This window comes from Pseudomonas sp. AU11447, from assembly GCF_001672555.2.
Lineage (GTDB): Bacteria > Pseudomonadota > Gammaproteobacteria > Pseudomonadales > Pseudomonadaceae > Pseudomonas > Pseudomonas nitroreducens.
In genome coordinates this window covers 600,180-621,682 of record NZ_LZDG02000017.1, presented here as the reverse complement: position 1 = coordinate 621,682, position 21,503 = coordinate 600,180, and the positions used below count along the sequence as shown (strand labels likewise).

The following is a 21,503-nucleotide window of genomic DNA, read 5'->3' as shown; positions in this document are numbered from 1 at the left end:
TCTTTTGGAGAAGGGTAGCCGTCGGGAGCAGTCCCGCAACCAGTCAAGAAGAATAAAACTGTCTTGAGGCAGCACGCAAAACTGGTTGGATCGCAAGATCATTGCTCACTCAGCGACCAAAGCAATCCGTTTGCTATTGAACACCTTCCAAGTGTGGAAGGTTCCCCGAAGCACGTAGCTTCGAGGGTCGGGTCTACAAACAAAAACAACAAGCCCGGTAATCATAATAAAAACAAAGCACGCACCTATTTGGGGGGGAGCCTCGGCTCCCCCAGTAGCTTTCGCTACACCCTCTCCCCTTCTCCCCGCAAGTCCCTTTCCCCAGTTTTCTTCATCATCCCACCCCACAATGCTAGAATCGCCGCGGCGCAGACGGCAGACGATTTGCTGCCAATTGTTTCCAGGCAGCAACAGGCACCCGCTATCCTCCAGGAAACGCCGTGAACACGCGGCGCTGCAGACGCCATCCATACACCCATTCCCGATAGTGCACACATGCTGAAAAAGCTGATCCAGTCCATCCGATCCCCATTGCGCCGTCCGCGCGCTGTCCGCACTACTCCGGAAGTCGTTGGCAATCATCAGCACTCGCTGCGGCGGGAACAGTTCAGCAGGAACGCGGTGAACGTCGTGGAGCGCCTGACGAAGGCCGGCTACCAGGCCTACATCGTCGGCGGTGGCGTACGAGACCCGCTGCTCGGCATTCCGCCCAAGGACTTCGACGTAGCCACCAGCGCCACCCCGGAGCAGGTGCGCGCCGAATTCCGCAATGCGCGGGTGATCGGTCGCCGCTTCAAGCTGGTCCATGTCCATTTCGGCCGCGAGATCATCGAGGTCGCCACCTTCCGCGCCAACCATCCGGTCAGCGAAGACGATACCGACAGCGCCCACGCTTCGCGTAACGAAGCCGGCCGCATCCTGCGCGACAACGTCTATGGCACCCTGGAAGACGACGCCCAGCGCCGCGACTTCACCATCAACGCCTTGTACTTCGACGTTACCGGCGAGCGCATCCTCGACTACGCACACGGCGTGCGCGATATCCGCAACCGCCTTATCCGCCTGATCGGCGACCCGGAGCAGCGTTACCTCGAAGACCCGGTACGCATGCTGCGCGCGGTGCGTTTCGCCGCCAAACTGGACTTCGAGATCGAGAAGCACAGCGCTGCGCCGATCCGCCGTCTCGCCCCGCTGCTCAACGAAATTCCGTCCGCGCGCCTGTTCGACGAGGTGCTCAAGCTGTTCCTCAGCGGCAAGGCCGAGCGCACCTTCGAATTGCTCAACGAATATGACCTGTTCGCTCCGCTGTTCCCGGCGAGCGCCAAGGCGCTGAAGGATGACCCGGAATACGCCGGCAAGCTGATGCGCCAGGCCCTGGCCAACACCGACGAGCGCATTCGCCTGGGCAAGCCGGTCACCCCGGCCTTCCTGTTTGCCGCACTGCTCTGGCCAGCCCTGCCCGCCCGCGTGCTGAAACTGCAGGACCGCGGCATGCCGCCGATCCCCGCGATGCAGGAAGCCGCCCACGAACTGATCCTCGAACAGTGCCGTCGCACCGCGGTGCCCAAGCGTTTCACCATTCCGATCCGCGAGATCTGGGACATGCAGGAACGCCTGCCGCGCCGCCAGGGCAAGAAGGCCGACCTGCTGTTGGAGAACCCGCGCTTCCGCGCCGGCTACGATTTCCTCCTGCTGCGCGAGAGCGCCGGCGAGGAAACCGGCGGTCTCGGCGACTGGTGGACCGACTACCAGGAAGCCAGCGACGGCGAGCGCCGCGGCATGATCCGCAACCTGGCCAGCCAGCAGGAAGAAGCCGGCGCAGCCCCGCGCAAGCGCCGGCGTGGCGGTAACAACCGCCGCCGCCGCGGCCCACGCACCGAAGGCACCAGCAGCGAATGAGCGAGCGCGTGTACATCGGGCTCGGCAGCAATCTCGCCGAGCCGCGCCAGCAGCTGGAAGCCGCACTGAAGGCCATGGCGCAGATTCCCGCCAGCAAGGTAGCGGTGGTTTCCCCGCTGTACGCCAGCGATCCACTGGGCCCGCCGGACCAGCCACGCTACGTCAATGCCGTGGCCGCGCTGGATACCGACCTGGAGCCACTTGCCCTACTGGATGCCCTACAGACCATCGAGCTGGAACAAGGGCGCGTACGCAAGGACGAGCGCTGGGGACCACGCACCCTCGATCTCGATATCCTGCTGTTCGGTGACCGGGTGATCGACGAGCCGCGCCTCACCGTCCCGCACTACCACATGCACGCCCGCGCCTTCGTGCTCTACCCGCTGGCAGACCTGGCCCCACAACTGCGTTTCCCCGACGGTCGTACCCTGCCCGAGCTGCTCGCCGCCTGTCCGTTCAGCGGCCTCGAGCGCCTGTCCTGAGGCATGCTGCGCCCCAGGTGTGGGGCGCACTGACAGTAACGCCGTAACAGTCCGGTAACACCTGCAATTGACTTCGCCTTTTTCGATCCGGACTATAGGGCCCCGTTTGCCCCTGCCCGGCGCAGAACCGAGGACACTTTCATGCCTGATGTCACCCTGACCACCCTGCAAGGTCTCAAGCAAAGCGGCGAAAAGATCGCGATGCTGACCTCCTACGATGCCACTTTCGCCCACACCGCCAGCCTGGCCGGTGCCGAAATGCTGCTGATCGGTGACTCCCTGGGTATGGTGCTGCAAGGTCACGACAGTACGCTGCCGGTGACCGTCGAAGACATGGCCTACCACACCGCCGCGGTCAAACGCGGTAACAAGGGCGCACTGATCGTCACCGACCTGCCGTTCGAATCCGGCACTTCCCTGGACCAGTTGCTGCGCGACTCGGTCAAGGTGATGCAGGCCGGCGCCCATATGGTCAAGCTCGAAGGCGGCTCCTGGCTCGCCGAGCCGATCGTCCGCCTGGCCCAGATGGGTATCCCCGTATGCGCACACCTGGGCCTCACCCCGCAGGCCGTCAACCTGTTCGGCGGCTTCAAGGTCCAGGGCCGCCAGGAAAACCAGGCGCGCCAGCTGCGTGCCGATGCCATTGCCCTGGAGCAGGCTGGCGCTGCTGTGCTGCTGCTGGAGTGCGTACCGTCCGCCCTGGCGAAGGAAATCACCGAAGCCGTGAAGATCCCGGTCATCGGTATCGGCGCCGGTGCCGGCACCGACGGCCAGGTGCTGGTGATGCATGACATGCTTGGCCTGTCGCTGTCCGGTCGCTCGCCGAAGTTCGTGAAGAACTTCCTCGAAGGCCAGCCCGATATCCAGTCCGCATTCGCTGCCTATGTGAAGGCCGTGAAGGACGGTACCTTCCCTGGCCCGGAGCACGGTTTCGCCTGATGAACACAGTCAAGACAGTCCGCGAGCTGCGTGCCGCTGTGGCGCGCGCCCGTAGCGAAGGCAAGCGCATCGCGCTGGTGCCGACCATGGGCAACCTGCACGCCGGCCACGCCGCGCTGGTGACCAAGGCCAGCCAGCGCGCCGATTTCGTGGTCGCCAGCATCTTCGTCAACCCGCTGCAGTTCGGCCCCAGCGAAGACCTGGACAAGTACCCGCGCACCCTCGCCGCCGACCAGGAGAAGCTGCTCAGTGCCGGTTGCCACCTGCTGTTCGCCCCCACCGTCGAGGAGATGTACCCGGACGGCATGGACGGCCAGACCCGCCTGCACGTGACTGGCGTCTCCGAGGGCCTGTGCGGCGGCAGCCGACCGGGCCACTTCGATGGCGTCGCCACCGTGGTCTGCAAGCTGTTCAACATGGTCCAGCCCGACATGGCGCTGTTCGGTGAGAAGGACTTCCAGCAGTTGGCGGTGATCCGCAAGCTGGTGCGTGACCTGAACCTGCCGATCCAGATCTTCGGCGAGCCGACCGTGCGCGCGGAGGATGGCCTGGCGCTGTCCTCCCGCAACGGTTACCTGACCGAAGAGCAACGCGCCGTCGCGCCGGTGCTGCAGCGCACGCTGAAGCAACTCGCCGAGCGCATCCGCCAGGGCGAGCGTGACTTCCCTGCCCTGCTGGCCGAGGGTCGTCGGCAGATCGAGGACGCCGGCCTGCGCATCGATTACCTGGAGGCCCGTGAGCCCGCCGGCCTGCACCCGGCCAGCGCGCAAGACCATCAGTTGGTGATCCTGGTCGCCGCCTTCCTCGGCACCACCCGGCTGATCGACAACCTCGCCTTCCACATCGACTGATTCCCCGCCCGACACCCGAATTTTCGCCTCGAAGCCGCGCCAACCGCGGCCTTGAGCGACTTCAGGTGCTCGGGCATACTCGCCCCGCTCTCCTCGACCAGAAGAAAAACAGGAGCCACGTCATGCAGAGCATCATGCTCAAAGCCAAACTGCACCGCGCCGAAGTCACCCACGCCGTGCTCGACTATGAAGGCTCCTGCGCGATTGACGGCGAATGGCTCGATCTCGCCGGAATCCGCGAGTACGAACAGATCCAGATCTACAACGTCGACAACGGCGAACGCTTCACCACCTACGCTATTCGTGGCGAGGAGGGTTCGCGGATGATTTCCGTCAACGGCGCCGCCGCTCACAAGGCCAAGGTGGGTGACCGGGTAATCATCTGCGCGTACGCTCAGTTCAGCGATGCCGAGCTGGAAGGCTACAAACCGCGCATGCTGTACATGGCTCCCGGTAACGAGCTGAGCCATACCAGCAACGCGATCCCGGTCCAGCTCGCCTGATCCGAAGAGACGATGCCCGGAACCACCGGGCATCTTTCCCGTTCGAAAGCCTCAAGCTCAAACACGCACGTCTCACCCGAAGGTACGTCATGGAACACCACCTCACCCCGCTGGATGCCACCAAACTGGCGAGCTGGCAGGCGTTGGCCGCACATCGCCAGGATCTGCAGAACTTCACCATGCGCGAGGCATTCGCCGAGGACCCGGAGCGCTTCAAGCGCTTCTCCCTCAGCGCCTGCGGCCTGTTCCTCGACTTCTCGAAGAACCTGATCCGCCAGGACACCCTCGACCTGCTGGTGAAGCTCGCCGAGGAAGCCAAGCTGGGCGAGGCCATCCAGTCCATGTTCCGCGGCGAGGTGATCAATGCCTCCGAGCGCCGCCCGGTGCTGCACACCGCGCTGCGCCGCCCTATCGGCGACAAGGTGCTGGTGGACGGCAACGATGTGATGCCCGAGGTGCACCGCGTGCTGCACCAGATGACCGAACTGGTCGCCGCCGTGCATAACGGCCTGTGGCGCGGCTACACCGAGAAGCCGATCACCGACGTGGTGAACATCGGTATCGGTGGCTCCTTCCTCGGCCCGCAGCTGGTCTCCGAAGCGCTTCTGCCCTTCGCCCAGAAAGGCGTGCGTTGCCACTACCTGGCGAACATCGACGGCAGTGAATTCCGCGAGATGACCGCCAAGCTCAACGCCGAGACCACGCTGTTCATCGTCTCGTCGAAGTCCTTCAGTACCCTGGAAACCCTGAAGAACGCTCAGGCCGCCCGCGCCTGGTACCTGGCCCAGGGCGGCAGCGAGGCGGAGCTGTACCGCCACTTCATCGCCGTTTCCAGCAACAAGGAAGCCGCTTCCGCCTTCGGCATTCGCCCGGAAAACGTCTTCCCGATGTGGGACTGGGTCGGCGGGCGTTACTCGCTGTGGTCAGCCATCGGCCTGCCAATCGCGATGTCGGTGGGTATCAACAACTTCAAGGAGCTGCTGTCCGGCGCCTACAGCATGGACCAGCACTTCCTCACCGCGCCGTTCGAGAAGAACATCCCGGTGCTGCTGGGCCTGCTCGGCGTGTGGTATGGCGACTTCTGGGGCGCCCGCAGCCACGCGATCCTGCCCTACGACTACTACCTGCGGAACATCACCGACCACCTGCAGCAGCTGGACATGGAGTCCAACGGCAAGAGCGTGCGCCAGGACGGCACCCCGGTGTCCGCCGGCACCGGCCCGGTAATCTGGGGCGGCGTGGGCTGCAACGGCCAGCACGCGTACCACCAGTTGCTGCACCAGGGCACCCACCTGATCCCGGCCGACTTCATTGTCCCGGTGTCCAGCTACAACCCGGTGGCCGATCACCATCAGTGGCTGTACGCCAACTGCCTGTCGCAGAGCCAGGCGCTAATGGTCGGCAAGAGCCGCGCCGAAGCCGAGGCCGAACTGCGCGCCAAGGGCGTGGGCGAGGCCGAAGTGCAGCGCCTGGCGCCGCACAAGGTGATCCCGGGTAACCGCCCGAGTAACACCCTGGTGCTGGAGCGCATCAGCGCCCGCCGCCTGGGCGCGCTGATCGCCATGTACGAGCACAAGGTCTACGTGCAGAGCATCCTCTGGGGCATCAACGCCTTCGACCAGTGGGGCGTGGAACTGGGCAAGGAGCTGGGCAAGGCAGTCTACGGCCGCCTGGTCGGCAGCGAGGAAAGCGCGGCCGAGGACGGTTCCACCCAGGGCCTGATCGACTTCTTCCGCGGCCGTCACCGCGGCTGATGGCTTTACGAACGGGTGAGCGCCTGCTCACCCGTTTGCTCGGCACGGCCCTCTTCGCCATCCCCCTCAGCTCCATCCGCCCTTCCCCACCCTCTGCGCATAGCGCTCTGCAACGCCGATCAGAACACCCGCGCGGGAACGTTCCCGTCTCGTGGCGCGTCGAAACTGCATGGACAACCCTTGAACCCGCCTTGCCTTGGATGCACCCTTGGGGCATCTCGGCTAAACAACAACAAGGATTCCCCATGCATGAGATCAGCCTTCACCCCGTGCCGGAGGCCGTACGCAAGCGTGCCTACCTCGACAACGATGCCTACCAGCGCCTCTACCAGCAGTCGGTAGACGACCCGCATACCTTCTGGGGCGAGCAGGCCAAGACCTTCCTCGACTGGTTCAAGCCCTGGCACTCGGTACACCACGGCGACCTCGCGAAGGGCCAGGCGACCTGGTTCAAGGGCGGCGAGCTCAACGTCACCTACAACTGCATCGACCGCCACCTCGAACAGCGCGCCGAGCAGGTCGCGATCATCTGGGAAGGCGACAACCCGGCCGAATCCGCCAACATCACCTACCGCAAGCTGCACAGCCATGTCTGCCGCCTGGCCAATGTGCTCAAGAGCCGCGGTGTCGGGAAAGGCGACCGGGTCTGCATCTACATGCCGATGATCCCCGAAGCTGCCTACGCGATGCTGGCCTGCGCACGGATCGGTGCGATCCATTCGGTGGTGTTCGGCGGTTTCTCCCCGGACGCCCTGCGTGACCGCATCAACGATGCCGATTGCCGCACCGTGATCACCGCCGACGAAGGCGTGCGCGGCGGCAAGTACGTCCCGCTGAAGAAGAACGTGGAAAAAGCCCTGGCGGACTGCCCGAACGTGTCCACCGTGGTCGTGGTCGAGCGTACCCAGGGCGAGATCCCATGGGTCGAAGGCCGCGACCTCTGGTACCACGAGGCCCTCCGCGAGGCCAGCGAGGACTGCGCACCGGAGCCGATGGACGCCGAGGACCCGCTGTTCATCCTCTACACCTCCGGCTCGACCGGCAAACCCAAGGGCGTGCTGCACACCACCGGCGGCTACCTGCTGGGCGCGGCGATGACCCACAAGTACGTATTCGATTACCACGATGGCGACATCTACTGGTGCACCGCCGACGTGGGCTGGGTCACCGGGCACAGCTACATCGTCTACGGCCCGCTGGCCAACGGCGCCACCACGCTGATGTTCGAAGGCGTGCCGAACTACCCGGACGCCTCGCGCTTCTGGCAGGTGATCGACAAGCACCAGGTGAACATCTTCTACACCGCGCCCACCGCCATCCGCGCGTTGATGCGCGAAGGCGACGCTCCCGTGCAGAAGACCAGCCGCGGCAGCCTGCGCCTGCTCGGATCGGTGGGCGAGCCGATCAACCCGGAAGCCTGGGAGTGGTACTACGAAGTCGTCGGCGAGAAGCGCTGCCCCATCGTCGACACCTGGTGGCAGACCGAAACCGGCAGCATCCTGATCACTCCGCTGCCCGGCGCCACCGACCTCAAGCCCGGCTCGGCGACCCGCCCCTTCTTCGGCGTGCAACCGGTGCTGCTGGATGAGCAGGGCAAGGAAATCGATGGTCCCGGCTCCGGCGTACTCGCCGTGAAAGCCAGTTGGCCCAGTCAGATCCGCAGTGTCTATGGTGATCACCAGCGGATGATCGATACCTACTTCAAACCCTACCCCGGCTACTACTTCACCGGCGACGGCGCGCGCCGCGACGAGGATGGCTACTACTGGATCACCGGCCGTGTGGACGACGTGATCAACGTCTCCGGCCATCGCATCGGCACCGCCGAGGTGGAAAGCGCGCTGGTGCTGCATGACTCGGTCGCCGAGGCCGCCGTGGTCGGCTATCCGCACGACCTCAAGGGCCAGGGCATCTATGCCTTCGTCACCACCATGAACGGCATCGAGCCCAGCGACGCACTCAAGCAGGAACTGCTGGCCCTGGTAAGCAAGGAGATCGGCAGCTTCGCCAAGCCGGAAATGCTGCAGTGGGCGCCGGGCCTGCCCAAGACGCGCTCGGGCAAGATCATGCGGCGCATCCTGCGCAAGATCGCCTGCAACGAACTGGAAAACCTCGGCGATACCTCGACCCTGGCCGACCCCAGCGTGGTCCAGGGGCTGATCAACAACCGCCTCAACCGTTGACCTGCGCTACAGGCCGAGGGCGCAAAGATGCTAGGTTTATGGAACAGACCTGTCGTCCTTGCCCTGAGGCCTGTCCGCCGCAATGGAAACCGTTCGCCGTCATATCGAAAGTCAGGTACTCAGCCTGACCGGCCTCGCTCTGGGCGGGGTCGACTTCGAGTCGCCCAAGGGCGACCCCGGCCTGTTCGGGCCGGAATCCATCAGCTGGAAAGTCCATGGCGACTTCAGCTCGATGCTCATTGGCGGCATCAGTGCCCTGCTCCTGCAGATGCTCCATCCGGCCGCGCTCGGTGGAGTGTGGGACCACTCCAACTTCCGCGCCGACATGCTCGGCCGCCTGCGCCGCACCGGGCAGTTCATCTCCGCTACCACCTACGGTTCGCGCGGTGACGCCGAGAGGCTGATCGAGCGCGTGCGCCGCATCCACGACGGCGTCCACGGCACCCTTCCCGACGGCACCCCCTATGCGGCCAGCGACCCGGACTTGCTCACCTGGGTGCACGTCGCCGAAGTCAGCTGCTTCCTCGCCTCGCACCTGCGCTACCTGAACCCGAATCTTTCCGGCGAAGAACAGGACCGCTACTACGACGAGATAGCCCTGATCGCCGAGCGCCTCGGTGCACGCAATGTCCCGCGCTCGCGGGTGGAGGTTGCTGCCTACCTGCAACGCATGCGCCCACAGCTTCGCTACGACGAACGCACCCGAGAAGTGGTCAGCGTGCTCTTCAACGCCCCTGCCCCCAGCTTCCTCGCCAAGCCCTTCGGCATGCTGATGATGCGCGCCGGCATCGACCTGCTCCCGGACTGGGCGACTGACCAGCTCGGCCTGAGCCTCGGCAGTTTGCAGCGCCAGCTGATCCGTTCCAGCGTGAAGCGCAGCGTGCCGCTGTTGCGCTGGGCGGTACGCAACGGTTCGCTGCACCGCGCGCGCCGGCGCATGGGCCTGCCCCCTCTGCGCTGAAGCGTGACCACTCGGTTCGGAGGGTGGTGAGCCGGCGGCGAGCGTGCAACCATGCTCCTTCGCTGCGGCCGTTGCCGCGCCAGCCAGAGGATTCGCGTCATGCAAGAAGTCGTCATCGTCGCTGCCACCCGTACCGCCATCGGCAGCTTCCAGGGTTCGCTCGCCACATTGCCGGCCCATGAACTGGGCGCCGCGGTGATTCGCAGCCTGCTGCAACAGACCGGCCTGGATCCGGCCCGGGTGGATGAAGTCATCCTCGGCCAGACACTGACAGCCGGTGCCGGCCAGAACCCGGCGCGCCAGGCATCCATTGCCGCTGGCCTGCCCAACACGGTGCCGGCGATGACGGTGAACAAGGTCTGCGGCTCCGGGCTCAAGGCCTTGCACCTGGCTGCGCAGGCCATCCGCTGTGGTGACGCCGATATCGTCATCGCCGGCGGCCAGGAAAGCATGAGCCTCGCCCCCTACGTCATGCCTGGCGCCCGTACCGGCCTGCGCATGGGTCACACCAAACTGGTCGACAGCATGATTCAGGACGGCCTGTGGGATGCATTCAACGATTACCACATGGGCATCACCGCCGAAAACCTGGTGGAGAAGTACGGCATCAGCCGGGAGGACCAGGATGCCTTCGCCGCCGAATCGCAACGCAAGGCCGCCAAGGCCATTGAAGCGGGTCGCTTCAAGGCCGAAATCACCGCCATCGAGATTCCCCAGCGCAAGGGCGAAGCCCTGCGCTTCGACACCGACGAGCAGCCCCGCGCCGGCACCACCGCAGAATCCCTGGCCAAGCTCAAGCCGGCGTTCAAGAAAGACGGCAGCGTCACCGCCGGCAATGCTTCGACCCTCAATGACGGCGCGGCCGCCGTGTTGCTGATGAGCGCGGCCAAGGCTGCGGAACTGGGCCTGCCGGTCCTGGCCCGCATCGCCGCTTATGCCAACGCCGGTGTCGACCCTGCCATCATGGGGATCGGCCCGGTCTCGGCTACCCGCCGCTGCCTGGAGAAAGCCGGCTGGCAGCTCGCCGAACTGGACCTGATCGAGGCCAACGAGGCATTCGCCGCCCAGGCATTGTCCGTGGGCAAGGAGTTGGGCTGGGATGCCGCGAAGGTGAACGTCAACGGTGGCGCCATCGCCCTCGGCCACCCCATCGGCGCATCAGGCTGCCGCGTGCTGGTCACCTTGCTGCACGAGATGCTGCGACGCGACGTGAAAAAGGGCCTCGCCACGCTCTGTATCGGCGGTGGCCAAGGTGTAGCGCTGGCGCTGCAGCGCTGACCTACCTGGATTTGCTGAGCAGAATTCCTTCTGCACAGCAAGTCTCCACGCACGCTTGCAGGCCCATGCCCTCCCAAGTTGACTTCCCGCATGCTTTCGGTCCTACGCATAGGAATATTCCGTAGGTGCTTGAACAACTGGTCTATCTTCAAGATCAATGCGCGCAATCATTTGGACTCAGGGAGTCAACCATGAAGAAACGTGTGGTGCTGATCGAGGATCACCCCGCGATGCGCCTGGCGATCCGTTCGCTGCTTGAACAGGATCCACAGTTCGAAGTAGCACGCGAGGCAGCCGATGGCCATGGCGGCCTGGACGCTGTCCGCAAGGAACGTCCGGACCTCGTGATACTGGACCTCAACCTGCCGGGGATGGACGGCCTCGACCTGCTGGCGCGCATCCACATCTTTGACGAGAACATCCGCCTGCTGGTCTTGAGCTCGCAGGATGAACGCCTGTACTCAAGCAAGGTCGAAGCCGCGGGTGCGCATGGCTTCGTCAGCAAGAACAAGGACACCAGCGCCATTCTCAATGCGGCCCGCATGCTGGTGTCGGGCTATCGCTGCTTCCCGGAAAAGGCACTGAGCATCGACAAGAACGCCGACCCGGTGGCCAGCCTGACGCCACGCGAACTGGTGGTGCTGCGCAGCCTGGTGAGAGGCATGAGCAACAAGGACATCGCCGAGGAGCTCTTCCTCAGCCAGAAGACCGTCAGCACCTACAAGACGCGCATTCTGGAGAAGCTGAACCTCGAAAGCCTCGTGGACCTCGTTGAGTTCGCCCGCACCAATCGCTTGAACGACTGACAGACATCACTGAAAACCGCGTCCGAAGGCGACTTTCGAATCGAACCATCCCAGCCGTGCCATACTGGTTCTGCACGTCACGACGGAAACGACTCTCGCCATGCCCAAAGGATTGAAACGCGCCATCGGCGCGGTCTTGTTGCTGGTCTCTCTCTACTGCCTGCTGGGTTTTCTTATCCTTCCCGGCATTGGCCTGCGTGTAGCCAACCAACAACTGGCTCAATACTCGACCGGCCCGGCGCGCCTGGAACGTATCGAGTTCAATCCCTTCAGCCTGGAACTCACCCTCTGGGGATTGCACCTGGGCGAAGAGGGGCAGGAACAGGTACGTTTCCGCCGCCTCTACGCCAACCTCGAACTCGATAGCCTGTGGAAGCGCCAGTTGCACCTGGCGGATGTCGAACTGGATGCGCCGCACACCGAGTTGCTGTTCGCCGAGAACGGCACGCTCAATCTCACCAAGCTGTTCAAGCTGCCCCCCAGCGAACCGACCCCACCGCCGGCGGAGCCGAGCGATCCCTTCCCGCTGCGCATCGACCGCATTCGCCTGGCCGAGGGCAGCCTGCACTTCCTCGACCGTCGCCCCAGCGAGCCGGTGGAGTTCGTCTTCGACCCTCTGGGGTTCGAGCTGCACAACCTCAGCACGCTGCCCGACGACGGCGCCGAAATGACCTTGGTCGCTACCGGCCCGCACGGCGGCAAGCTCGACTGGAAAGGCGACCTGAGCATCGTGCCCTTCACCTCCAAGGGCAGCTTCACTCTGGACGGCGTGCCACTGAAGGCCTGGTGGCCCTATGTGCGTGACAACGCTCCGCTCAACCTTAACAACGGCATTCTCAGCGTCGCCTCCGACTACCACCTGGACCTGTCGAAAGACACCCAGTTGCTGCTCGACAAGGCGGCCATCAAGCTGCGCGACCTCGACCTGGCATCGCCGGATGGCAAGCCGCTGGCCAAGCTCGCCACCCTGGATGTCGCCGAAACCACGCTGGACCTCGCCAAGCAGGAAGTGATCGTTGGCCAGATCCGCAGCCAGGGCCTGGAAGCCTGGGCGGCGCGGGAGAAGGATGGGCAGCTGGACTGGCAGAAGCTCTTCGCCGACTTCAAACCCTACAAGCGCCCCGAGGAACCAACTCCCCAGGCGCAAGCCGCTCCCGAGCAGAAGCCTGCCGAGAAGCCCGCCAGCGAAGCCAAGGCAGCGTCCGGCGAGACTGTCGCCGGCCAGCCGCAAACGTCCCCTGCGGAGGCCGCCAAGGAGCAGCCGGCGGCCGAGGCCCCCACGGTTTCGGACAACCATACAGCCAAGGCGCCGCCAGCAGCCGCTACCACGACTGCACCCCGGCCCGCAGATACCCACCCCGCCGCACCGGCTGAGCCGAAGAAGACCTGGCACGTGGTCCTGCGCGACACCCAGTTGCGCGGCTACAAGGCCCACCTGGCCGATCGCGCACCGAGCAAGCCGGTGAATCTCGAAGTCGGCCCGCTGGACCTTGACCTGCAGAACCTCGACAGCGGCCTGACCTCACCCCTGCAGCTCAAGCTCAAGACCGGTCTCGGCCCTCGCGGCCAGATCGAGGCCAGCGGCCAGGTCATCCCCAACCCGGTCAGCGCGAAGCTCAAGGTCTCCACGCGCGACATCGACCTGCGCGTCGCCCAGGCCTACATCGATCCGTTCATCCGCCTGGAACTGCGCAGCGGCCTGCTGGCCAGCGACCTCGATGTCGACCTCAAGGGCACCGAGCCGCTGGCTTTCAGCGTCAACGGCAGCGCCCAGGTCACCCAGCTGCACACCCTGGACACCCTCAAGAACCGCGACTTCGTCAAATGGACCAAGCTGACCCTCGACGGCCTGGCCTACAAACATGGCGACAGCCTGGTGATCCAGACGGTGTCGCTGGAAGAGCCCTACGCACGCTTCATCATCAACGAGGACCGCAGCACCAACGTCAGCGAACTGATCATCGCGCAGCCAGAATCCGCATCGCCCTCCGCGAACAAAGGCGGCAGTGGCAACAGCAAGCCGCTGGGCATCCGCATCGGCGGAGTGAAGATCAACAACGGGTCGGCCAACTTCGCCGACCTGACCCTGCGCCCGGACTTCGCCACCGCCATCCAGCAGCTGGGCGGCGAGATCGGCACCATCGACAACCGCAATCCGACACCCGCCTCGGTGGACGTGAAGGGCAAGGTCGACAAGTACGCCCCGGTCACCATCAAGGGCAGCCTCAACCCCTTCTCGCCGCTGGAGAAGCTGGACATCGCCACCAGCTTCAAGCGCGTCGAGCTGACCACCCTGACGCCCTACTCCGGCAAGTTCGCCGGCTATCGCATCCGCAAGGGCCGGCTGAACCTGGACCTGCACTACCAGATCACCCAGGGCAAGCTGAAGGCCGACAACAAGGTGCTGGTAGAACACCTGCAACTGGGCGAGAAGGTCGACAGCCCCGATGCTGTGGACCTGCCGGTGAAACTGGCGATCGCGCTGCTCAAGGACGCCAACGGCAACATCGATATCCAGCTGCCGGTGGAGGGCGACCTGAACAACCCACAGTTCAGCGTCATGCCCATCGTCTGGCAGACCCTGCGCAACCTGGTGGTACGCGCGGTGCAGGCACCCTTCAAATTCATCGCCGGGCTCGCCGGCGGCGGCGACGAGGACCTGGGCAGCGTGACCTTCGCGCCGGGCTCCAGCGAGCTGGATTCCGCCGCCCAGGCCAACCTCGACAAACTGGTCGGCGCGCTCAAGCAGCGCCCGGCCCTGAAGCTGGAAGTCGAAGGTGTCGCCGCCGCAGCCAGCGATGGCCCGCTGCTGGCCGACAAGCGCCTGAAACAGGAATACCAGAAGAACTACTACAGCATGTTGCAGCGCCGCGGCGACAAGGTGCCCAGTGACGCCAGCCAGTTGGAAGTCCCCGAGGACCTGCAGCCGATCCTGCTCGAAGGCGTCTACCGTGCGCGCCTGAAGAAACAACCTCCGGCGGAGTGGCAGGACCTGAGCAAGGACGAGCGTTCGGCGAAGATGCGCCAGGCCGTGCTCGACTCCTGGAGCGACAGCCAATTGCTGCTGCGCAAGCTCGGTCAGGAGCGCGCGACCCAGATCAAGGACTATCTGGTCAGCAAGGGGGGCCTGGGGGACGACCGTATCTACCTCATCGACGTCAGCTTCGGCGAAGCGGAGAATGGTGGCAACGTGGCCACCCAGCTTCACCTCGATAGCGAGTAAGGAGTCGTTCGATGAAAGCCCTGACCTGGATGTCCTGCGCCCTGCTGCTTTGTGCGGCGGGCGCCCAGGCGGAAAGCATGCGCTGCGGTAGTTCCCTGATCAACGCCGGCGACCGTGCCTGGGAAGTCGAGCAGAAGTGCGGCGCGCCGGATCACCGCGATGAAGTCGGCTATACCCTCAGCGGCTACGACCACCGCGAGTACCGGGTCGAGGAGTGGGTGTACGGTCCGCGCAACGGCACCAGCTACATCCTCACCTTTGAGGCCAACAAACTCAAAAGCATCGAGTTCAAACGCAATTGAAGACCACCTTCGCTCTGCGCCTGGCCGCGCTTGTGTTACCGCTCACTGTCATTGCGCTGGACGCGCAGGCCGCCAGCTTGCGCTGCAATAGCAAGCTCATCAGCACCGGCGACGTCACCAGCGACGTGCTCAGCCGCTGCGGCGAGCCAGTCAGCCGCTCCTTCCTGGGTTACAAGCAGGTGCCTGGCCCCCGCTACGGCGAGTCCATGGAAGTGGCCGTGGAGGAATGGATCTACGGCCCCTGGAGCGGCATGTTGTATTTCGTCCGCTTCGAGGGCAATCGGCTGAGCGACATCCAGAGCAAGCGCAGCGGTAACTGACAGTCGTGCTGGCGAGGTGCTAGTCTCGCCGCCACTCATGCCACTTGCGCCAAGGACCGGTCGCCATGGTCATCGTCCCCGCCGAGCATCCGCTGGACTGGAAAAAGCCTCCCGTTATCACGCTGCTGCTCATCGTCATCAACGTCCTGATCTACTTCGGCTACCAGGGGGGCGACAGCACCCGGCGCGAAGAGGCCGTGCGCGTCTATCTCGACCAGGACCTGCTGGGTCATGAACGCCCCTTGTTCAGCGCCTCGCTGGAGCGCCGCGACCGCCTGGAAGCCGACCAGCAGCGCGCCCTGGAGGCTCTGCCACGTCAACAGCTGGCCTGGCTCGTTCTCTCGGACCTGGAGTTCGGCCATGAACTGCGTGCACTGCCGGCCTTCCAGCAGGACAGCGCCTGGCAGGCCGCGCGCCTGAAAGCCGAAGCCGCCCGCGACCTGACCAGCAGCCTGCGCTTCGGCTTCATCCCCGAGCGGTTCACCGTCCAGGGCCTGCTCGGCTCGATGTTCCTTCATGGCAGCTTCTGGCACCTGGCCGGCAACATGGTGTTCCTGTTCATCTTCGGCTTCGCTCTGGAAGCGGCCTTGGGGCGTGCCCTGTACCTGGGCCTCTACCTGTTCAGTGGCCTCTGCTCGGGCCTGCTGTGGTGGGCGCTGGATCCGTCCTGGGTGCCGGGCATCGGCGCCTCTGGCGCCATCTCCGGCCTGATGGGCATGTACATCGGCGTCTATGGCCTGCGGCGCATCCAGTTCTTCTACTGGCTCGGGCCGCTGATGGGCTACCTGAAGGCACCGGCGCTGTGGATCCTGCCGCTGTGGCTGGGCAAGGAACTGTTCGGGCTGGTCCGTGCCGCCGATCATGTGAACTACTACGCGCACATCGGCGGGCTGGTCTCCGGCTTCCTCGCCGTCTGGCTGCCGCGCAAACTGGGGCGGATGCCGGTCGACGAGGCGTACCTGGCGAAAGAAGACCCCGAAGCCCCTTTCAAGCGCGCCCTGGCGTCGCTGGATGAGCAAATCGGCCGCTTCGCCCTCGACCAGGCCGCGGCACGGGGTGCGGAGCTGCTGCGGCAGTTTCCGGGACAACCTTTGCTGGTCGAACGCCTGTACGGCGTAGCCAAGGGGAGGCAGGACCGGGGCTTGATGAGCGAAACTCTCAAGCAGTTGTTTGCCCTGCCTCCTTCGCCGGCAGCCGACGCACTGCTGCGCAGGCTGGCTGAAGAAAGTGCCGCCAGCGATACCGGGCTGCTTGCCCATCCAACCATTCAATTGCACCTGCTGCGCAAGCTGCTGCAACGCAACGAGTCCGTGCAGGCACTGAGCAGCTGGCGCCGCCTGACGCGCTCCGCCCAACGTCCCGAGCTGCTGCCGGGCCTGACCCTGCAACTGGCCAAGCAGGTGGGTCAGAAGGGTGACCTGCAGGCAGTACGCGAGCTGTCGCGCTTCCTCCGCCAGCATTACCCCGAAGCCGATCCGACGCGCCAACTGACGATTTATCAACAACACTTGGCACCGTAACCCAGTCATGAAAAAGCCCCGCCGGGTAGCCGGCGGGGCTTGGGTCATCCTTGGGTACGAACGCTACAGACGGCGGCTGAAGTCGCGGACTTCCTCTTCCGCTTTTTCGCGGGTCCAGCCGTAGCGCTCCTGCAGTTTGCCTACCAGGTACTCGGCGTGTCCGTCCGCCGCCTGCAGGTCGTCGTCAGTGAGCTTGCCCCACTTTTCCTTGAGCGTGCCGGACAGCTGCTTCCACTTGCCTTTGATGACGTCAGTGTTCATGGCGATCCTCCTCTAGCTATCGGTGGAAAAAGGGCTTGGCCTTACTCGACCGACTTCAGTCCATCGGCGGATACAGCGGTCACGCCTTTGATGCCTTTGGCGGTCTGGACGGCCAGTTCCTTCTCGGCGTCGGTTTTCACGTTACCGGATAGGGAAACCACACCTTTGTTGGTTTCGACCTTGATGTTGGTACCGCTGATGTCCTTGTTGGCGATCAGGCTGGATTTCACCTTGCTGGTGATCCAGGTGTCGGAAACCGCCTCTTCAGTTTTCTGGACGGTGTCATTGGCGGCCAGAGTCGTCGGCTGGGCGAACACCGAGTTGGCGAACGAGAAGCTCAGAGCGGTTGCGGTGGCAGCGGCAAGGGCCAGTTTGTTGAAACGTTTCATGGCGGTTTCTCCTGAATTATTGGAAAACTGCGGCCCGTTCCTGGCTGCAGTTGCACTAGGACTATGGCAAGCCCTGTGCCAGCTTTTCCATTCCAGTAAAAACCTTATTAATCAATAAGTTATCAACATAGACCAAACAGTAGTCGCTTGCAGTTTGCAAAGTCTGCCGCTGCGCTCCATGCAGGTTGCACGATCAGGTGCCTGAGCTTCTGCCCAACTTCGCCAGCACGGCCTCAAGCTGCACCACCTCGCCCATCTGCTCGAACGCCGGATAACGCTGGCGAATGAAAGCCAGCAACTGCTGGGCGGGTTCGACCTGCCCCAGCTCCTCCGAAAACGCCCTTGCCGCCATCAGGTAGGCGCGGGGAATGCCGGGGTACTCCGGGTAGCGCTTGTGCAGGTTGCGCAGCAGGCTCAGACCCTCGCGGGCCTTGTGGCGCTCGATCAGCACCTCGGCAATGCGTTCGCAGACGCTCGGGTCCTCGGGCAGGTAGTCCGCCTGCAGTTGCCGGGCATTGAGGAAGGCGCTGGCAGCCAATTGCGGGTTGAGCCGGCTGGCCAGGCCCAGGTAATGCGGCAGGTGGTTCAGGCATTCCGCACGCTCGTTCAGGGCGAACAGCAACTGGTGATAGCGCTCGTTCAGCTTGAGGTCCTGGCGCCCTTCGCGCAGTGCCGCGACGAGGATCTCCAGCGCCGCGCCGGTCTGCCCTTCCTTGACTCGTACCTCCGCCTCGGCCAGTGCCTTGCGGCGATGCCATTCCGGCGCGGCGAAACCGGCCGGGGCGTCCTCTCCGGCGGAGACGTAGCCGAGCTCGCCCTGATACTGGAACACGGCATAGCCCATCATGGCGCACATCACCACGGCGAAATAACCCGTCAGGCCTGCCACCACCGGGACCATCACCACCCGCGGCAGCCCATTGGAGAGGAGCCAAGCGACATAAGTGGGCGACTGCCAGAGGATGAACAGGAACACGCAGAGGATCAGGTAGCGCCAGCCCATGGCCGCGATCACCTGCCCCACTTCGCTGGGGCTCAGCGCGGCCCCCAGGCTCTTGTCCAGGGACAGCCGGATGATGCTCGCCGGCAGTACCAGCATGATGCCGATGTTCGCGGCCCAGTAGATCGCCTCGCTATGGAAATCGGCCGCCAGCCACAGCAGCACCAGGGCGATCAGGAATACCGCCAGTTGCTGGAAGAATGTCCGCAGGCTGTCGGGGCTGAAGGCTTCGAGCAGGCCTGGAGCTTCCTGGCCGCCAAAACTCGCCGTTTCGATCACGCTATGCAGGTATTTGGTTGCCACGCTGAACAGGGCGATCCACAGCACGAACATCGGCGGCATGAACACGCAGGCCAGTGCCAGCAAGGCACAGAAGGCCAACGGCCCGACCTGGAAGCCGTAGGCGAAGAACTTCGGCAGGCGCTCCCAGAAAGGTTGTGCGGTATTCGCCGCGCCGAGGTAGCGCAGATGGCCCTGGCACAACGGGCACGACGGCGCGTACTCCGGCGCGTCGGCATTGAGCGGAATGCAGCAGTCGCCATAATGGCGCTCGCAAGGCTGGCAATGCCAGGTCGCGGGCTGGGCACTGTGGTAGTGACAGTAACGCTTGTCCATCTCGAGGCATCCTTGGAGCGAGATCGGCGAATGTCGCATTCTCAAGGCAAAAAAAGAGGGCCCGCAAGGGGCCCTCTTTCATTTCACCGTTTGCTTATACGCCAGAGGCTTCAGCAGCGGCTACGTCCTTGATGGACAGCTTGATGCGGCCGCGGTTGTCCACGTCCAGAACCAGGACTTTGACTTCCTGGCCTTCCTGCAGAACGTCGGTGACCTTGTCGATGCGCTTGTCGCTGATCTGCGAGATGTGCACCAGACCGTCTTTGCCCGGCAGGATGTTGACGAAGGCACCGAAGTCCACGATGCGCTCGACCTTGCCGACGTAGATCTTGCCGATCTCGGCTTCCGCGGTGATGCCCAGGACGCGCTGCTTGGCGGCCTCGGCAGCTTCCTTGGTTTCGCCGTAGATCTTCACGCTGCCGTCGTCTTCGATATCGATCGAAGCCTTGGTCTCTTCGCAGATGCTGCGAATGGTGGCGCCGCCCTTGCCGATGACGTCGCGGATCTTGTCGGTGTCGATCTTCATCTGGATCATGGTCGGAGCGTTTTCCGACAGCTCTGCACGCGGAGCGGCAATGATCTGGTTCATCTGGCCGAGGATATTCAGGCGAGCTTCCAGGGCCTGGCCCAGGGCAATCTCCATGATCTCTTCGGTGATGCCGTTGATCTTGATGTCCATCTGCAGGGCGGTCACGCCCTTGTCGGTACCGGCGACCTTGAAGTCCATGTCGCCCAGGTGGTCTTCGTCACCCAGGATGTCGGTCAGGATGGCGAACTTGTCACCTTCCTTCACCAGGCCCATGGCGATACCGGCAACCGGCGCCTTGACCGGAACACCGGCGTCCATCAGCGCCAGGGAAGCACCGCAAACGGAAGCCATGGAGCTGGAACCGTTGGACTCGGTGATCTCGGAAACAACGCGAATGGTGTAGGGGAACTCGTCCTGGGTCGGCAGCATGGCAGCGACGCTGCGACGTGCCAGACGGCCGTGGCCGATTTCACGACGGCCCGCGCTGCCCATGCGGCCACACTCGCCCACCGAGAACGGCGGGAAGTTGTAGTGCAGCATGAAGGGGTCTTTGCGCTCGCCTTCGAGGGTATCGAGCAGCTGGGCGTCACGGGCGGTGCCGAGGGTGGCAACGACCAGAGCCTGGGTTTCGCCGCGGGTGAACAGCGCGGAACCATGGGTCTTGCCCAGTACGCCGACTTCGATGCGCAGCGGGCGAACGGTGCGGGTGTCGCGACCGTCGATACGCGGTTTGCCGTTGACGATGTTTTCGCGAACGGTGCGGTATTCGAGCAGGCCGAACACATCCTTGACTTCAGCGGCCGGGAACTGGCCTTCGCCTTCACCGGCGAACTTGGCGACGATCTCGTCGCGCAGGGCGCCCAGGGCCGCGTAACGGTCCTGTTTGATGGTGATGGTGTAGGCTTCGGAGATGGCAGCACCGAACTCGGCCTTGATGGTGTTGACCAAGGCAGTGTTTTCGACCGGAGCGGACCAGTTCCAGGTCGGCTTGCCAGCTTCGGTAGCCAGCTCGGCAACGGCGCGGATGACCGACTGGAACTCTTCGTGTGCGTAGAGCACAGCGCCGAGCATCTGGTCTTCGGTCAGCTCGTCGGCCTCGGATTCAACCATCAGCACGGCGTCGGAGGTGCCGGCCACGACCATGTCGAGGCTGGAGCTCTGCTGCTGCTCGTAGGTCGGGTTGAGGATGTAGCCGATTTCCGGGTGGAAACCAACGCGGGCTGCGCCGATCGGGCCGGCGAACGGAATGCCGGAAATCGCCAGGGCGGCGGAGGTGCCGATCATGGCAGCGATGTCCGGATCGGACTTCTTGTTGGTGGAAACGACGGTGCAGACAACCTGCACTTCGTTCATGAAACCTTCGGGGAACAGCGGTCGGATCGGACGGTCGATCAGGCGCGAGGTCAGCGTTTCCTTCTCGGAAGGACGGCCTTCACGCTTGAAGAAGCCACCGGGGATACGGCCAGCTGCGTAGGTCTTCTCCTGGTAGTGCACGGAGAGCGGGAAGAAGCTCTTGGTCGGGTCGGCCTGCTTGGCGCCGACGACGGTGCAGAGCACGGTGACGTCGTCCATAGTGACCAGTACGGCACCGGTGGCCTGGCGGGCGATGCGGCCAGTCTCGAGGGTTACGGTCGATTGACCGAACTGGAATTTCTTGATTACCGGGTTCACGGTTTCTCTACCTTCTC

At 64.1% G+C, this 21,503-nt stretch carries 18 protein-coding genes; 14 read left to right on the top strand and 4 right to left on the bottom strand.

What is annotated here, in order from left to right; genetic code table 11:
• Positions 1 to 495: 495 nt before the first annotated feature.
• The 14 genes from A6723_RS03485 to A6723_RS03420 all read left to right on the top strand — a co-directional run bounded on the left by A6723_RS03485 (position 496) and on the right by A6723_RS03420 (position 17,021).
• The gene (locus tag A6723_RS03485) at positions 496 to 1,899 is read left to right on the top strand and encodes a polynucleotide adenylyltransferase PcnB (protein ID WP_054910797.1); all 1,404 of its coding nucleotides are present in this window, start codon (positions 496 to 498) and stop codon (positions 1,897 to 1,899) included.
• Complete coding sequence (gene folK, locus A6723_RS03480) at positions 1,896 to 2,381, top strand: 2-amino-4-hydroxy-6-hydroxymethyldihydropteridine diphosphokinase (protein WP_054910796.1); 486 nt, start codon at positions 1,896 to 1,898, stop codon at positions 2,379 to 2,381. Before A6723_RS03485 ends, folK begins: the two co-directional genes overlap by 4 nt.
• Positions 2,382 to 2,522: 141 nt before the next feature.
• Entirely contained in the window at positions 2,523 to 3,320 is a 798-nt protein-coding gene (panB, locus tag A6723_RS03475; protein WP_054910795.1) for a 3-methyl-2-oxobutanoate hydroxymethyltransferase, read from the top strand.
• Positions 3,320 to 4,171, top strand: a complete 852-nt coding sequence (gene panC / locus A6723_RS03470; protein ID WP_054910794.1) for a pantoate--beta-alanine ligase — start codon at positions 3,320 to 3,322, stop codon at positions 4,169 to 4,171. Before panB ends, panC begins: the two co-directional genes overlap by 1 nt.
• A 122-nt stretch (positions 4,172 to 4,293) precedes the next feature.
• The gene (panD, locus tag A6723_RS03465) at positions 4,294 to 4,674 is read left to right on the top strand and encodes an aspartate 1-decarboxylase (protein WP_045216800.1); all 381 of its coding nucleotides are present in this window, start codon (positions 4,294 to 4,296) and stop codon (positions 4,672 to 4,674) included.
• An 89-nt stretch (positions 4,675 to 4,763) separates the two neighbouring features.
• Positions 4,764 to 6,428: a glucose-6-phosphate isomerase gene (gene pgi / locus A6723_RS03460; RefSeq protein WP_054910793.1), complete on the top strand. Its 1,665-nt coding sequence runs from the start codon at positions 4,764 to 4,766 to the stop codon at positions 6,426 to 6,428.
• A gap of 245 nt (positions 6,429 to 6,673) precedes the next feature.
• Entirely contained in the window at positions 6,674 to 8,611 is a 1,938-nt protein-coding gene (acs, locus tag A6723_RS03455; RefSeq protein WP_064979556.1) for an acetate--CoA ligase, read from the top strand.
• 82 nt (positions 8,612 to 8,693) lie between these two features.
• Positions 8,694 to 9,572: an oxygenase MpaB family protein gene (locus A6723_RS03450; RefSeq protein ID WP_054910622.1), complete on the top strand. Its 879-nt coding sequence runs from the start codon at positions 8,694 to 8,696 to the stop codon at positions 9,570 to 9,572.
• Between the two features lie 99 nt (positions 9,573 to 9,671).
• A complete protein-coding gene (locus A6723_RS03445; RefSeq protein WP_054910621.1) occupies positions 9,672 to 10,850 on the top strand; it encodes an acetyl-CoA C-acetyltransferase in 1,179 nt (392 codons plus the stop codon).
• 191 nt (positions 10,851 to 11,041) lie between these two features.
• A complete protein-coding gene (locus A6723_RS03440) occupies positions 11,042 to 11,656 on the top strand; it encodes a response regulator transcription factor (RefSeq protein WP_054910620.1) in 615 nt (204 codons plus the stop codon).
• Positions 11,657 to 11,756: 100 nt separating this feature from the next.
• Positions 11,757 to 14,879 carry a DUF748 domain-containing protein gene (locus A6723_RS03435; protein ID WP_054910619.1) on the top strand — a complete coding sequence of 1,041 codons (3,123 nt, stop codon included), beginning with the start codon at positions 11,757 to 11,759 and terminating at the stop codon, positions 14,877 to 14,879.
• A gap of 11 nt (positions 14,880 to 14,890) precedes the next feature.
• The gene (locus A6723_RS03430; protein ID WP_024765334.1) at positions 14,891 to 15,181 is read left to right on the top strand and encodes a DUF2845 domain-containing protein; all 291 of its coding nucleotides are present in this window, start codon (positions 14,891 to 14,893) and stop codon (positions 15,179 to 15,181) included.
• On the top strand, positions 15,178 to 15,501 hold the full coding sequence (locus A6723_RS03425; protein ID WP_082450855.1) for a DUF2845 domain-containing protein: 324 nt from the start codon (positions 15,178 to 15,180) through the stop codon (positions 15,499 to 15,501). The genes A6723_RS03430 and A6723_RS03425 overlap by 4 nt, the downstream gene beginning before the upstream one ends.
• A gap of 65 nt (positions 15,502 to 15,566) precedes the next feature.
• Positions 15,567 to 17,021 (top strand): rhomboid family intramembrane serine protease, encoded by a 1,455-nt coding sequence (locus tag A6723_RS03420; RefSeq protein ID WP_054910618.1) that lies wholly within the window; start codon positions 15,567 to 15,569, stop codon positions 17,019 to 17,021.
• 63 nt (positions 17,022 to 17,084) lie between these two features.
• On the opposite strand, the gene A6723_RS03415 is transcribed toward A6723_RS03420, so the two are convergent.
• The 4 genes from A6723_RS03415 to pnp form a co-directional block, all read right to left on the bottom strand.
• Positions 17,085 to 17,282 carry a CsbD family protein gene (locus A6723_RS03415; protein ID WP_054910617.1) on the bottom strand — a complete coding sequence of 66 codons (198 nt, stop codon included), beginning with the start codon at positions 17,280 to 17,282 and terminating at the stop codon, positions 17,085 to 17,087.
• A gap of 41 nt (positions 17,283 to 17,323) precedes the next feature.
• A complete protein-coding gene (locus A6723_RS03410) occupies positions 17,324 to 17,671 on the bottom strand; it encodes a BON domain-containing protein (protein WP_054910616.1) in 348 nt (115 codons plus the stop codon).
• Positions 17,672 to 17,864: 193 nt separating this feature from the next.
• A complete protein-coding gene (locus A6723_RS03405) occupies positions 17,865 to 19,286 on the bottom strand; it encodes a DUF4013 domain-containing protein (RefSeq protein WP_054910615.1) in 1,422 nt (473 codons plus the stop codon).
• 94 nt (positions 19,287 to 19,380) lie between these two features.
• The gene (gene pnp, locus A6723_RS03400; RefSeq protein ID WP_054910614.1) at positions 19,381 to 21,486 is read right to left on the bottom strand and encodes a polyribonucleotide nucleotidyltransferase; all 2,106 of its coding nucleotides are present in this window, start codon (positions 21,484 to 21,486) and stop codon (positions 19,381 to 19,383) included.
• Positions 21,487 to 21,503 lie beyond the last annotated feature (17 nt).